The 12,889-nt window shown below is 73.0% G+C and carries 11 protein-coding genes and 1 tRNA gene; 5 read left to right on the plus strand and 7 right to left on the minus strand.

Annotation, left to right across the window (positions count from 1 at the left end):
* Positions 1–302: 302 nt before the first annotated feature.
* Positions 303–1,745, plus strand: coding sequence for an amino acid permease (locus tag OG871_RS15805; RefSeq protein ID WP_371497420.1), 1,443 nt, complete (start codon positions 303–305; stop codon positions 1,743–1,745).
* A gap of 57 nt (positions 1,746–1,802) precedes the next feature.
* Here the strand turns inward: OG871_RS15805 and OG871_RS15810 are convergent, their stop codons facing one another.
* Complete coding sequence (locus tag OG871_RS15810; RefSeq protein ID WP_371503326.1) at positions 1,803–2,744, minus strand: DeoR/GlpR family DNA-binding transcription regulator; 942 nt, start codon at positions 2,742–2,744, stop codon at positions 1,803–1,805.
* Between the two features lie 234 nt (positions 2,745–2,978).
* Positions 2,979–4,433, minus strand: a complete 1,455-nt coding sequence (locus OG871_RS15815; protein WP_371497421.1) for an NAD(P)H-quinone dehydrogenase — start codon at positions 4,431–4,433, stop codon at positions 2,979–2,981.
* A gap of 121 nt (positions 4,434–4,554) precedes the next feature.
* Here OG871_RS15815 and OG871_RS15820 point away from each other — a divergent pair, with 121 nt between their 5' ends.
* From OG871_RS15820 to OG871_RS15830, 3 genes are all read left to right on the plus strand, one after another.
* Positions 4,555–4,992, plus strand: a complete 438-nt coding sequence (locus OG871_RS15820) for a gamma-glutamylcyclotransferase (protein ID WP_371497422.1) — start codon at positions 4,555–4,557, stop codon at positions 4,990–4,992.
* A 410-nt stretch (positions 4,993–5,402) separates the two neighbouring features.
* Positions 5,403–6,242 (plus strand): purine-nucleoside phosphorylase, encoded by an 840-nt coding sequence (locus OG871_RS15825; RefSeq protein ID WP_371497423.1) that lies wholly within the window; start codon positions 5,403–5,405, stop codon positions 6,240–6,242.
* Positions 6,243–6,373: 131 nt separating this feature from the next.
* A complete protein-coding gene (locus OG871_RS15830) occupies positions 6,374–8,068 on the plus strand; it encodes a phospho-sugar mutase (protein ID WP_371497424.1) in 1,695 nt (564 codons plus the stop codon).
* Between the two features lie 254 nt (positions 8,069–8,322).
* On the opposite strand, the gene OG871_RS15835 is transcribed toward OG871_RS15830, so the two are convergent.
* The 5 genes from OG871_RS15835 to OG871_RS15855 form a co-directional block, all read right to left on the minus strand.
* The gene (locus OG871_RS15835; protein WP_371497425.1) at positions 8,323–9,027 is read right to left on the minus strand and encodes a PH domain-containing protein; all 705 of its coding nucleotides are present in this window, start codon (positions 9,025–9,027) and stop codon (positions 8,323–8,325) included.
* Between the two features lie 97 nt (positions 9,028–9,124).
* A complete protein-coding gene (locus OG871_RS15840; protein WP_371497426.1) occupies positions 9,125–9,862 on the minus strand; it encodes an ABC transporter permease in 738 nt (245 codons plus the stop codon).
* Entirely contained in the window at positions 9,859–10,632 is a 774-nt protein-coding gene (locus OG871_RS15845; protein WP_371497427.1) for an ABC transporter ATP-binding protein, read from the minus strand. The genes OG871_RS15840 and OG871_RS15845 overlap by 4 nt, the downstream gene beginning before the upstream one ends.
* A 49-nt stretch (positions 10,633–10,681) precedes the next feature.
* Positions 10,682–11,299 carry a TetR family transcriptional regulator gene (locus tag OG871_RS15850; RefSeq protein WP_371497428.1) on the minus strand — a complete coding sequence of 206 codons (618 nt, stop codon included), beginning with the start codon at positions 11,297–11,299 and terminating at the stop codon, positions 10,682–10,684.
* A 77-nt stretch (positions 11,300–11,376) separates the two neighbouring features.
* Positions 11,377–11,471: transfer RNA gene (locus OG871_RS15855), tRNA-Arg, on the minus strand.
* 400 nt (positions 11,472–11,871) lie between these two features.
* On the opposite strand from OG871_RS15855, the gene deoC reads away from it, so the two are divergent.
* Entirely contained in the window at positions 11,872–12,888 is a 1,017-nt protein-coding gene (gene deoC, locus OG871_RS15860; protein WP_371497429.1) for a deoxyribose-phosphate aldolase, read from the plus strand.
* The last annotated feature ends 1 nt before the right edge of the window (position 12,889 follow it).

The raw sequence follows: 12,889 nt of genomic DNA on the forward strand, positions 1-12,889 counted from the left end.
GGGGGCCCGCGGGCCGGTTCGCGTTCCAGGCCGGCGCACCTTCCGGGCCGTTCCCGCCCGTTCCCGCCCGTTCCCGCCGTTCCCGCCCGGCCCCCTCGGCACGGTTTCTGACAGTCGATGACGAGGTCACGACAGTGACTCGACGGTGTGACGAGTGCGTGGTACTCGTCGGTTTTCGGTGATGGGGATTCCGATACCCGGACGTAGCCGCTAGTTTGCCCGAATCGCGTGATTCCGTCCCCACATCCCTCCGGCAGCAGTGGCCGAGGGTCCGGCCTCACGCGGGGAAGGCACTACCTCCTATGAGCGCGGACACCACCCAGCGCACCAGGACCGGCCCCGAGGCCGCCGACGGCAACTCCGACGGCAACCTCCAGGCCGGACTCAAGAACCGCCACCTGTCGATGATCGCCATCGGCGGCGTGATCGGCGCCGGCCTGTTCGTCGGCTCCGGCGCCGGCATCGCCTCGACCGGCCCGGGCATCCTGCTCTCCTACGCCCTGGCCGGCGTGCTGGTCGTCATGGTGATGCGGATGCTCGGCGAGATGGCCGCCGCGGACCCGCAGAGCGGCTCCTTCTCCGCGTACGCGGACCGGGCGCTGGGCCGCTGGGCCGGTTTCTCGATCGGCTGGCTGTACTGGTTCTTCTGGGTCGTCGTGCTGGCCGTGGAGGCCACCGCCGGCGCCAAGATCCTCAACGGCTGGATGCCCGGCGTACCGCAGTGGGCCTTCGCCCTGCTGGTGATGGCCGTGCTCACCGCGACCAACCTCTTCTCGGTCGCCTCGTACGGCGAGTTCGAGTTCTGGTTCGCCGGCATCAAGGTGGTGGCCATCGCGGCCTTCATCGTGATCGGCACCCTGGCCGTGTTCGGCCTGCTGCCCGGCACGCACGCGGTCGGCACCACCAACCTGGTCGGCCACAACGGCGGCTTCCTGCCGCACGGCGTGGGCGCGGTCTTCACCGGCATGCTGACCGTGGTCTTCGCCTTCATGGGCAGCGAGATCGTCACCCTGGCCGCCGGCGAGTCCGCCGACCCCGAGAAGGCCGTCAGCAAGGCCACCAACAGCGTGATCTGGCGGATCGGGATCTTCTACCTGGGCTCGATCGCCATCGTGGTCACCCTGCTGCCCTGGGACTCCGCCGCCGTCAAGGGCAGCCCGTACGTGGCGGTACTGGAGCACGTCGGCATCCCCGGCGCGGGCCGCGTGATGGACGTCATCGTGCTGACCGCCGTGCTGTCCTGCCTCAACTCCGGCCTGTACACGGCCTCCCGGATGGCCTTCTCGCTCGGCCGCCGGGGCGACGCGCCCGCCGCCTTCGCCAAGGTCAGCAGCCGCGGCGTGCCGACCACGGCGATCCTGGCCTCGGTGGTCTTCGGCTTCGTCGCGGTGTTCTTCAACTACACCTCGCCGAACACCGTGTTCCAGTTCCTGCTGAACTCCTCGGGCGCGGTCGCGCTGTTCGTCTGGGTCGTGATCTGCCTGTCCCAGCTGCGGATGCGGAAGATCATCGAGCGTGAGTCGCCGGAGCGGCTGACCGTGCGGATGTGGCTCTACCCGTACCTGACCTGGGCCACCATCGGCCTGATCGGCTTCGTGATGGCGTACATGTTCACCACCGAGGACGGCCGCAAGCAGATGTACCTCTCCCTGGTCGCGGCGGCGATCGTGCTGGCCGCCGCGCCGATCGTGCAGCGCCGGCGGGCCGGCCGCGAGCTGGCGGCGGAGGCCGCGAGCGGCTCCTGAGCCACCGGCCGGCGCCCGTACCGGACCGGCGCCGGCGCCCAGGGTCCGCAGCGGCACTCAGCGGACCCTGGGCCCGCCCAACTCGGCGAGCCGGGTGGGCAGCTGGCCCGGCGGGCCGCTGTGCGCCCCGGGCCGCCGCTGGCCCGGCAGGGGGGCTCCGCCGGGCGGCGGGGCGACCCGGCGCGGGACGGCGGGGCCGGACAGCTGCTGGTGCCGGTCCTGACCGCCGTGCACCGGCGGCTCGGCCGGGAGCCCGGTCGGGGCGACCGAGATCCGCACCCCGCAGTCGGCCAGCGCGCTCAGCTCGCAGGCGGTCGCGTCCTCGGCGGCGGACTGCTCGTCCGTCACCAGGTGCGTGATCGCCTCGGTCGGCACCGTCTGGAACATGGTGTCCGACCCGAGCTTGGTGTGGTCCGCCAGCACGATCACCTCGGCGGCGGCCTGGACCAGGGCGCGGTCCACGCTGGCGGAGAGCATGTTGGTGGTGGACAGGCCGCGCTCGGCGGTCAGGCCGCTGCCGGAGATGAAGGCCTTGGAGACCCGCAGCCCGTGCAGGGACTGCTCGGCCCCACTGCCCACGAGGGCGTAGTTGGAGCCCCGCAGGGTGCCACCGGTCATCACCACCTCCACCCGGTTGGCGTGCGCGAGCGCCTGGGCGACCAGCAGGGAGTTGGTGACCACCGTCAGGCCCGGCACCCGGGCCAGCCGGCGGGCCAGTTCCTGCGTGGTGGTGCCCGCGCCGACCACCACCGCGTCGCCCTCCTCGACCAGGCCTGCGGCCAGGTCGGCGATGGCGCTCTTCTCGGCGGCGGCGAGATGGGTCTTCTGCGGATAGCCGGGCTCCCGGCTGAAGCCGCCGGGGAGCACCGCGCCGCCGTGCCGGCGGTCGAGCAGCCCTTCGGCCTCCAGCGCCCGGACGTCCCGGCGGACGGTGACTTCGGAGGTCTGGACGACGCGGGCCAGTTCGCGGAGCGAGACCGCTCCGTTGGCGCGCACCATCTCAAGGATCAACTGGCGACGTTCTGCTGCAAACACAGAACCGACGGTAACTGAATGACCGTCTGCTTTCAGGCGTTTGCAGCTGGTAACGGGAATTGCTCACGTCGGCCCAGCGCACGACCGTACAATGTGCGCCGCTGTCCACCGGCGCACGCGCTCCGCCGCGCGGGTGGGATCAGCCGGGAACGGCCGAGGCGGCCACCACCGGCGGCCGCCTCAACTGGACTGCGCGGGTCAGGAGTCCGGGTCCTCGCGCTTGCGGATGTGCAGCTGCCGGGCGGCCTCGGCGGTGGATCCGGAGAGCGACGGGTAGACGGTGAACGCGCTGGCCACCTGTTCGACCGTCAAGTTGTTGTCCACCGCGAGCGAGATCGAGTGAATGAGTTCGCTGGCGCGCGGCGACACCACCACACCGCCCACCACGATGCCGGTGCCGGGGCGGCAGAACAGCTTCACGAAGCCGTCCCGGATGCCCTGCATCTTGGCCCGCGGGTTGCCCCGCAGCGGCAGCTTGACCTCGACGGCGTCCATCTTCCCGCAGGAGACGTCGGCGGCGGTGTAGCCGACGGTCGCGATCTCCGGGTCGGTGAAGACGTTGGAGGCCACCGTCTTCAGGTTCAGCGGCTGCACCGCGTCGCCGAGCGCGTGGTACATCGCGATCCGGCCCTGCATGGCGGCGACCGAGGCGAGCATGAAGACACCGGTGCAGTCACCGGCCGCGTACACACCCGGCGCGGACGTCCGGGAGACCCGGTCGACCTTGATCTGGCCCCAGTCGTTGAGCTTGACCCCCGCCTCCTCCAGGCCCATGCCGGAGGTGTTGGGGATCGAGCCGACCGCCATCAGACAGTGCGTACCGTTGATCACCCGGCCGTCCGCCAGTGTCACCTCGACCTGGTCGCCGACGCGCTTGGCGGTCTCCGCGCGGGAGCGGCTCATCACGTTCATGCCGCGGCGGCGGAAGACCTCCTCCAGCACCTCGGCGGCGTCCGGGTCCTCGCCGGGCAGCACCCGGTCGCGGGAGGAGACCAGGGTGACCCGGGAGCCGAGCGCCTGGTAGGCACCGGCGAACTCGGCGCCCGTGACACCGGAACCGACCACGATCAGCTCCTGCGGCAGCTCCTCCAGGTCGTAGACCTGCGTCCAGCTGAGGATCCGCTCGCCGTCCGGCTGGGCCTCGGGCAGCTCGCGCGGGCGCACCCCGGTGGCGATCAGCACGGCGTCGGCGCGCACGGACTCGGTGCTGCCGTCCTCGCGGTCGACCAGGACCTCGCGGGAGCCGTCCGCGCCCTGGCCGCCGGCGCCCAGCCGGCCCCGGCCGCGCAGCACGGTGACACCGGCCCGGGTCACGGCCTGGGTGATGTCGTGCGACTGGGCGATAGCCAGCCGCTTCACCCGTCGGTTGACCTTGCCGAGGTCCACGCCGACCACCCGGGCCGCGCGCTCCAGCGGCGGGGTGTCGTCGGCGACGATGATGCCGAGCTCCTCGTAGGAGCTGTCGAAGGTGGTCATCACCTCGGCCGTGGCGATCAGGGTCTTGGACGGCACGCAGTCCGTGAGTACCGCCGATCCACCCAGACCGTCGCGGTCGACAACGGTCACCTCCGCGCCGAGCTGGGCGGCCACCAGGGCCGCCTCGTATCCGCCGGGTCCGCCACCGATGATCACGATCCGAGTCACGTGACCCATTCTCCCGCATGCCGGAACCGGCGCCACGCCGGGGGCGTTGAATCCGCCCGGCGCGCGCCGGATGTGACGGTGGCCACTCCCGGGCCGTGACCCAGGGGTGATCTCCCGTAGGCTGACGACCATGTCGCTCTACGCCGCGTACGCCACGAACCTCGACGCCCGGCAGATGAGCCGGCGCGCCCCGCACTCCCCGCTGCGCGGCACCGGCTGGCTGACCGGCTGGCGGCTGACCTTCGGCGGCGAGCACCTCGGCTGGGAGGGCTCGCTGGCCACCGTCGTCGAGGACGAGAAGGACCAGGTCTTCGTCTCGCTCTACGACGTGGCGCCGATGGACGAGGAAGGGCTGGACCGCTGGGAGGGCGTCCAGCTGGGCATCTACCGCAAGATCCGGCTCCGGGCGCAGAGCCTGGACGGCGAGGTGCCGGTCTGGACGTACGTGCTCAACGACTACGAGGGCGGCCTGCCCGCCGCGCGCTACCTCGGCCTGATCGCGGACGCCGCGGAGAGCGCCGGAGCGCCGGACGACTACGTGTCGGACCTCCGCCGGCGGCCCTGCTAGGCCCGGAAGGAGCCGGCAGCGGGCCGGCAGCGGAGCATCAGCAGGCCGGCGCCGGGACGCCAGGAGCCCGGGGCCCCGGTCGCGGCCCGCCGAGGTCGGCGCAGGCCGGTACGCCGCCAGGGCGCCGACCGGATCCGCGGTGCGCCGTCCACGGACGCCGACACCGGTGTGCCCGACCCGGCTCCCGGACCTCCCGGACCTCGCGCACCACGCGGAGCGCCGCCGAGTGACGCGTACGAGGGTGCGGGCCCGCCGAGCGGGACTCACCGGGGCGCGGGTCGGAGGTTGCTCCAGCCGGAGGGGGCGCGATCCGGCCCCGACCTGTCGTTTTGGGTCATCCGGGTAACGATCCGGCAAGCCTTGGCGCGTTTGTCTACGCGCGTAGGCGATTCGCGTCTATTCTCGGTGCTGTGAACGTATCTCCTCAGTCGGTCGTCTCTGCCGACCCCTACGCCGCCGCCCAGGACGCCGCCGAGCGCCTGCGCGAGCTGACCGGTGCCGAGCGCCACGACGTCGCCCTGGTGATGGGCTCCGGCTGGGTGCCGGCCGCCGACGCACTGGGTGAGACCGTGGCCGAGTTCCCGGTCACCGACCTCCCCGGCTTCCCCGCCCCCTCGGTCGCCGGCCACGCCGGCAAGATCCGGTCCGTCCGGATCCCGGGCAGCGAGGGCTCGGCCGAGAAGCGCGCCCTGATCTTCCTGGGCCGCAACCACTACTACGAGGGCTACGGCGTGGCCACCGTGGTGCACGGCGTCCGCACCGCCGCCGCCGCCGGCTGCAAGACCGTGGTGCTGACCAACGGCTGTGGCGGTCTCCGCCAGGGCTGGATCCCCGGCCAACCGGTGCTGATCAGCGACCACATCAACCTCACCGCGGACTCGCCGATCGTCGGCGCCAACTTCGTGGACCTCACCGACCTCTACTCCAAGCGGCTGCGCGAGCTGTGCCGCGAGGTCGACCCGAGCCTGGACGAGGCCGTGTACGTGCAGTTCCGCGGCCCGCACTACGAGACCCCGGCCGAGGTCCACATGGCCCGGGTGATCGGCGGCGAGCTGGTCGGCATGTCCACCACCCTGGAGGCCATCGCCGCCCGCGAGGCCGGCGCCGAGGTGCTGGGCATCTCGCTGGTCACCAACCTGGCCGCGGGCATGACCGGTGAGCCGCTGAACCACGCAGAGGTCCTGGAGGCCGGCAAGGCCTCGGCCGAGCGGATGGGCGCGCTGCTGGGGAAGGTCCTTGAGCGGATCTGAGCGTCCGCTGACGCAGAATCAGTAGGCAGGGGCCGTCGAGCCGATGACGGATGACAGATTTTGATATCTGTCATCCGTCATCGGCCCGGCGGCCCCCCATTCACATCAACCTCCAGAGGAGCTGGCACCCCATGCCTCAGGCCCCCACCACCGACCTCATGGCCCGAGTCCGGGCCTGGCTCGCCGAGGACCCGGACCCGCAGACCCGCGAGGAACTCTCCGCGCTGCTGGCCGCCGCCGAGGGCCCCGACGCCGAGTCCGGCGAACGGATCGCGTGGTCCCAGCTCAGCGAGCGGTTCGCCGACCGCCTGCAGTTCGGCACCGCCGGCCTGCGCGGGGAGCTCGGTGCCGGCCCGATGCGGATGAACCGCGCCGTGGTGATCCGGGCCGCCGCCGGCCTCGCCGCCTACGTCCGCAAGGAGCAGCTCGGCGACCTGGTGGTCATCGGCTACGACGCCCGCCACAAGTCGTACGACTTCGCCCTGGACACCGCCGCCGTGATGGTCGGCGCGGGCCTGCGCGCCGCCCTGCTGCCGCGCGCGCTGCCGACCCCCGTCCTGGCCTTCGCCATCCAGCACCTGGGCGCCGCCGCCGGTGTCACCGTCACCGCGAGCCACAACCCGCCGCAGGACAACGGCTACAAGGTCTACCTCGGCGACGGTTCGCAGATCGTGCCGCCCGCCGACCTCGGCATCGCCGCCGAGATCGACGCCATCGGCTCGCTCGACGAGGTCCCGCGCGCCGAGTCCGGCTGGGAGGTGCTCGGCGAGGACGTGATCGAGGCGTACCTGGCCCGGGCCGTCTCCACCGTCGACCCGAGCAGCCCGCGCGACCTGGACGTGGTCTACACCCCGCTGCACGGCGTCGGCCGGGACGTCCTGGTGTCCGCGTTCAAGCTGGCGGGCTTCCCGGCCCCGACCGTGGTCGCCGAACAGGCCGAGCCGGACCCGGACTTCCCCACCGTGGCCTTCCCCAACCCGGAGGAGCCGGGCGCGATGGACCTCGCGTTCCGCACCGCCGCCGCGGCCCGCCCCGACATCGTGATCGCCAACGACCCCGACGCGGACCGCTGCGCGGTGGCCGTGCCCGACCAGGGCAACGGCGGCTGGCGGATGCTCCGCGGCGACGACGTGGGCGCCCTGCTCGGCTCCGCGCTGGTCGCCAAGCACGCCGCCGGCACCTTCGCCACCACCATCGTCTCCTCCACCCTGCTCGGCCGGATCGCCGCCGCGGCCGGGCTCGACTACACCGAGACGCTGACCGGCTTCAAGTGGATCGCCCGGGCCGACGGCCTGCGCTACGGCTACGAGGAGGCGCTCGGCTACTGCGTCGACCCGAGCGGCGTCCGCGACAAGGACGGCATCACCGCCGCCCTGCTGGTCGCCGAGCTGGCCGCGACCCTCAAGCAGAGCGGTCGCACCCTCACCGACCTGCTGGACGACCTGGCGCTGGAGCACGGCCTGCACGCCACCGACCAGCTCTCCGCCCGCGTCGACGACCTGTCGCTGATCGCCGCCGCGATGCAGCGCCTGCGCGAGCAGCCGCCGACCGTGCTGGCCGGCCTGCGGGTCACCCGCGCCGACGACCTGTCCGCCGGGTCCGCCGATCTGCCGCCCACCGACGGCCTGCGCTACTACCTGGAGGGCGAGGGCGTGCGCTCCGCCCGGATCGTGGTCCGCCCCTCCGGCACCGAGCCCAAGATCAAGTGCTATCTGGAGGTCGTCCTGACGGTGGCCGACGCCGCCGCGCTCGCCGACACCCGCGAGCGGGCCGCCGCCCTGCTCGACGCGGTCAAGCGCGACCTGGCGGCCGCGGCCGGCATCTGACACCGCTGCGCCCGGAGGGCGTTCTCCCGGCTGCCACCGGGGGAACGCCCTCTCGCCTTTCCCGGCCGCCCCGCGCCCGCCACCCGGCCGGACCACGGACCACGGACCACGGACCGCCGACCGCCGACCATGGGCCACGGGCCACCGGCCACCGGCCATGGCCACGCAGCGTCGACCGCCGCAGATCGGCGAGCCCCGGTACGGCGTTGTCCGGGCGACCGGAACGGGCCGAGCGGCAGGTCGGCCGGTGCAGGTCAGCCGACGGCGATCAGCGTCACCAGGGCGACCAGCCCGGCCAGGGTCGGCGCGATGATCCACCAGCACCAGCGGACGTCGACCGGGCCGGCCGCGTCCGGGCGGCCCGCGTTGCGCTCGGCCAGCTCCTGGAGCGAGTCGACCACCTGGTCCGACCAGGCGCGGGTCGGGTCCGACTCGGCCCCCGTCCGGGCGGCCCGGCCGGCCAGCGGATTGGTGTTGCGGCCGCCGGTCGTCCGCGGGTGGCCACCGGAGATCACCGGGTCACCCGCCGCGGCGGCCCGGGCCGCCTGCCGGTTGGCCCGCTTGCGCTGGCGCAGCGACACCGGCACGGCCCAGACCTGGTACTTCTTGCCGCCGGCGAAAAGTTCGACCGAGTAGCCGGCGCGCAGCCCCTCGACGGCCGCCCAGGGCGCCTCGACGGTGCGCAGCGGGTTGCGGACCAGCAGCCGGCGCTCGTTCGCGTAGACCACGGGCCGCAGGGTGTACGCGATCACCGGGAAGGCGAAGACCGGGGCGGCGGCGAGCGCGACCCACGGGGTCTTGCCGGTGCCGTTGAGCACTGCGTCGCCGATCAGCCAGGCGGCCACGGCGAGCAGCATGACGCCGGAGATGATGCCGGGAACGGAGCGGTAGGTCCGGTCGGCGTACTGCGGCTCGGGGGCGGCGGAGCCCGGGTGGGGCGTGCCGTCGGATTCGGTCATGGGGGCGATTGTGCACCATGGGTGCCTCGAATCCCTAGGGTCGCAACCGCCTGGATCTGCGGATTCCCGTGCGGTGCCGCGGCGGGCGCGGCCGGCCTCAGGCGGTCCGGCGCCTGAGGGTGGCCGCGCCGAGCCCGAGGGCGAGCAGGGTCGCGCCGGCGATGACGACGAGGTCCACCAGCACGGCACCGCCGACCCCGGGGGTGCCGGTGAGCCGGTTCATCGCGTCCACGGCGTACGAGAGCGGCAGCGCGTCGGAGGCCCAGCGCAGCGCGGTGGCCATCGAGTCGCGGGGCGCGAACAGGCCGCAGAGCAGGAGCTGCGGCAGCAGCACGGCGGGCAGGAACTGCACGGCCTGGAACTCGGTGGCGGCGAAGGCGGAGACCAGCAGCCCGAGGGCCATCCCGAGCAGCCCGTCGCCGACCGCGACCGCGAAGATCAGCCAGGTCGGGCCGGCCACCTCCACCCCGAGCGGGCCGAGGGCGAGCGCGGAGGCCAGCGCGGCCTGGACGAGGGCGACGGCGCCGAACGCCAGGCCGTAGCCCAGCAGCAGGTCGAGCCTGCCCATCGGCATGGTGAGCAGGCGTTCCAGCGTGCCGGTGGTGCGCTCGCGGAGCATGGCGACCGAGGTGACCAGGAACATCACCAGCAACGGGAAGATCCCGAGCAGTGCGGGGCCGATCCGGTCGAAGGCACCCGGCTGACCCTCGTACATGTACTTCAGCAGGGTCAGCAGCACGCAGGGGACGACCAGCAGCATCGCGATGGTGCGGGGGTCGTGGCGCAACTGCCCGAGGACCCGGCGGGCGGTGGCGAGGGTGCGCCGGAGGTTCATCGGGGGATCTCCACGGGTGCGGCCTGGACGAGTCGGAGGAAGGCGGCGTCGATGTCGGCCGCGCCGGTGGCCCGGAGCAGCTCGGCGGGGGTGTCGTGGGCGAGGAGCCTGCCGTCGCGCATCAGCAGCAGGCGGTCGCATCGGGTTGCCTCGTCCATGACGTGGCTGGAGACCAGCAGGGTGGCCCCGAGGTCGGCGAGGGTACGGAAGAGCTGCCAGAGGTCCTGCCGCAGCACGGGGTCGAGGCCGACCGTGGGCTCGTCCAGGATGAGCAGTTCCGGGGTGCCGAGCAGGGCGGCGGCGAGCGAGATCCGGGCCTTCTGGCCGCCGGAGAGCTGCGCGGCCAGGTCGTGCTCGTGGCCGACGAGACCGACCTGTGCGATCACCCGGGCCGGGTCGTCGGCGGGGGCGCCGAGCACGGCGGCGAAGTAGCGGAGGTTCTCGGCGACGGTGAGGTCGCTGTAGACGGAGGGCGCCTGGGTGACGTACCCGACCCGGTGGCGCAGCGCGGCACTGCCGGCCGGGACGCCGAGCACCCGCACCTCGCCGCCGCTGATGCGCTGCACGCCGACGACCGAGCGCAGCAGGGTGGTCTTGCCGCAGCCGCTCGGGCCGAGCAGCCCGGTGATCGAGCCGCGCGGGACGTCGACGTCGAGGCCGTGCAGGACGGGGCGGCCGCCCCGCCGGACGGTGAGGCCGGTGATCCGGATCGCGGGGTCCGCGGGGCCGGCGGGGTCCGCTGGGCTCGCGGCCGCCATGGAATTCATCATGTGATGAGTTTTGCGTGGCGGAAGGCGGCCGTCAAGGGGCGCGGCGCGCTCAGCCGCCGGAGAGGTACCCCTGCACGGTGCGGGCCAGCAGCGGGGCCAGCTCGGCGGGCGCGGCCGAGGCCAGCGGCTCCACACCGATCACATACCGCGCCATGGCCAGCCCGACGATCTGGGACATCATCAGCTCGATCCGCAACTCCGCCTGCGGGATGTCCAGTTCGACGGCGGCCGGGGCGACCACCTCGGTGGCCATGAAGCCCCGCATCAGCTGGGCCACCTGCTCGTTGGTGGCGGCGGTCCGCAGCAGTGCGAGCATCCGGTCCCGGGTCTCGGGCTGCTCCCAGAGCTGCAGGACGAAGCCCGCCACCCGTTCGCCGACCGTGGCCCGGTCACCCGCCAGCACCTGCCCGACCACCACGCGAGGGTCGATCGGCACCTCCAGCGCGGCCAGGAAGAGCCGGTCCTTGCTCCCGAAGTAGTGGTGCAGCAGCGCGGCGTCCACGCCGGCGGCCCGGGCGATCGCCCGCATGCTCGCCTTCTCGTACCCGCGCGCGGCGAACTCGACCCGGGCCGCCTCCAGCACCGTCCGGCGGGTGTCGGCGCCACCGGGCCGGCGCCCGGTCTTCTTGCGGGGCGCGGGGGTCTGCGGCTGCTCTGCGGAGGTCACCCGATCATTGTCACCGGACGGCACCTCGGCGCCCGGTCGCATTCGCCACGACGCCGCCGTCGCCACGGCACGCAGGGCGGAGAGGGCAGGATTCGAACCTGCGAAGGCGGGCAGAACCACCCGACCGGGACCGAAGCCCCGGCCCCCGATCAACCACTCCGGGCACCTCTCCCTGTTTCCGGCCCGGTCTCCCGTGCCGTTCACGAGGACAACACTGCCGGCCCGGCCTGACGGCGTGCTGATCGGCCACTGACGCCGTTCCCGAGGTGCGCGGACCGGGCCGGCCGGCCGGCCGACGTACACGGCGACGCCTAGCAGCACGACCGGCCCCGGCCCGGCGACCCGGCGGCCCGGCGCCGGACGAGCGCGAGCCCCTTCTCCACGGCTCCCGCACCCCTGCGGTCTTCACGGATCCCCACCCCCCGATGTGCCCGGACGCGGCTCGGCGCAGCCACGATGTTCCCGGCGCCGCGCCGCCCGCCGCTCGGTCTTCGGGACAGATCTCGGTCCCGCATCGAAAGGCACCGCCCCTAGCGCATGACTACGCGCGTAGATATGCTGGTCTGGTGACTATGTCCACTCTTGCAGCCAATGCCCTCCCCCGGCCTGACGGCCGGGAGGTACCCCCAGGCGCTGCGGGCAGCGGTCTCGCAGACGTCGCCGCGTCCGAGGCATCGCTCCGCCGCTTCCTGCACGGCCTGCCCGGCGTCGACCAGGTCGGCCTGGAAGCCCGCGCCGCGTCCCTCGGCACCCGTTCGATCAAGACCACGGCCAAGGCCCGCGCCATCGATCTGGCCATCTCGATGATCGACCTGACCACGCTGGAAGGCGCGGACACGGTCGGCAAGGTGCGCTCACTCTGCATCAAGGGCCGCAATCCCGACCCCACCGATCCGAGCACCCCGCAGGTGGCCGCGATCTGCGTCTACCCGGACATGGTCGCCACCGCGAAGGCCACCCTGGCCGGCACGCCGATCCAGGTCGCCTCGGTCGCCACCGCCTTCCCGGCGGGCCGCGCCGCACTGCCGGTGAAGCTGGCCGACACCGCCGACGCGGTCGCCGCCGGCGCCGACGAGATCGACATGGTGATCGACCGGGGAGCCTTCCTCTCCGGCCGCTACCTGTCGGTGTTCGAGGAGATCACCGCCGTCAAGGAGGCGTGCAGGCGCCCCGACGGCACCGCCGCCCACCTCAAGGTGATCTTCGAGACCGGCGAGCTCCAGACGTACGACAACGTGCGCCGCACCTCCTGGCTCGCGATGCTGGCCGGCGCCGACTTCATCAAGACCTCCACCGGCAAGGTCGCCGTCAACGCGACTCCCCCGGTGACCCTGCTGATGCTGGAGGCGGTCCGCGACTTCCGCGCGGCGACCGGCGTCCAGATCGGCGTGAAGCCGGCCGGCGGCATCAAGACCACCAAGGACGCCATGAAGTACCTCGTCATGGTCAACGAGACCCTCGGCGACGACTGGCTGTCCCCGCACTGGTTCCGCTTCGGCGCCTCCAGCCTGCTCAACGACCTGCTGATGCAGCGTCAGAAGCTGACCACCGGCCGGTACTCCGGTCCCGACTACGTGACGGTGGACTGAC

This window comes from Kitasatospora sp. NBC_00374, from assembly GCF_041434935.1.
In the GTDB taxonomy this organism is placed as follows: Bacteria; Actinomycetota; Actinomycetes; order Streptomycetales; family Streptomycetaceae; genus Kitasatospora.

What these genes read in the sequence shown, in the direction of transcription:
- OG871_RS15820 (WP_371497422.1), top strand. Translation starts at nt 4,555, where the DNA reads ATGTCGCTCTACGCCGCGTACGCCACGAACCTCGACGCCCGGCAGATG.
- OG871_RS15805 (WP_371497420.1), top strand. Translation starts at nt 303, where the DNA reads ATGAGCGCGGACACCACCCAGCGCACCAGGACCGGCCCCGAGGCCGCC.
- OG871_RS15810 (WP_371503326.1), bottom strand. Translation starts at nt 2,744, where the DNA reads ATGGTGCGCGCCAACGGAGCGGTCTCGCTCCGCGAACTGGCCCGCGTC.
- OG871_RS15845 (WP_371497427.1), bottom strand. Translation starts at nt 10,632, where the DNA reads ATGATGAATTCCATGGCGGCCGCGAGCCCAGCGGACCCCGCCGGCCCC.
- OG871_RS15835 (WP_371497425.1), bottom strand. Translation starts at nt 9,027, where the DNA reads ATGACCGAATCCGACGGCACGCCCCACCCGGGCTCCGCCGCCCCCGAG.
- OG871_RS15830 (WP_371497424.1), top strand. Translation starts at nt 6,374, where the DNA reads ATGCCTCAGGCCCCCACCACCGACCTCATGGCCCGAGTCCGGGCCTGG.
- OG871_RS15815 (WP_371497421.1), bottom strand. Translation starts at nt 4,433, where the DNA reads ATGGGTCACGTGACTCGGATCGTGATCATCGGTGGCGGACCCGGCGGA.
- OG871_RS15840 (WP_371497426.1), bottom strand. Translation starts at nt 9,862, where the DNA reads ATGAACCTCCGGCGCACCCTCGCCACCGCCCGCCGGGTCCTCGGGCAG.
- deoC (WP_371497429.1), top strand. Translation starts at nt 11,872, where the DNA reads ATGTCCACTCTTGCAGCCAATGCCCTCCCCCGGCCTGACGGCCGGGAG.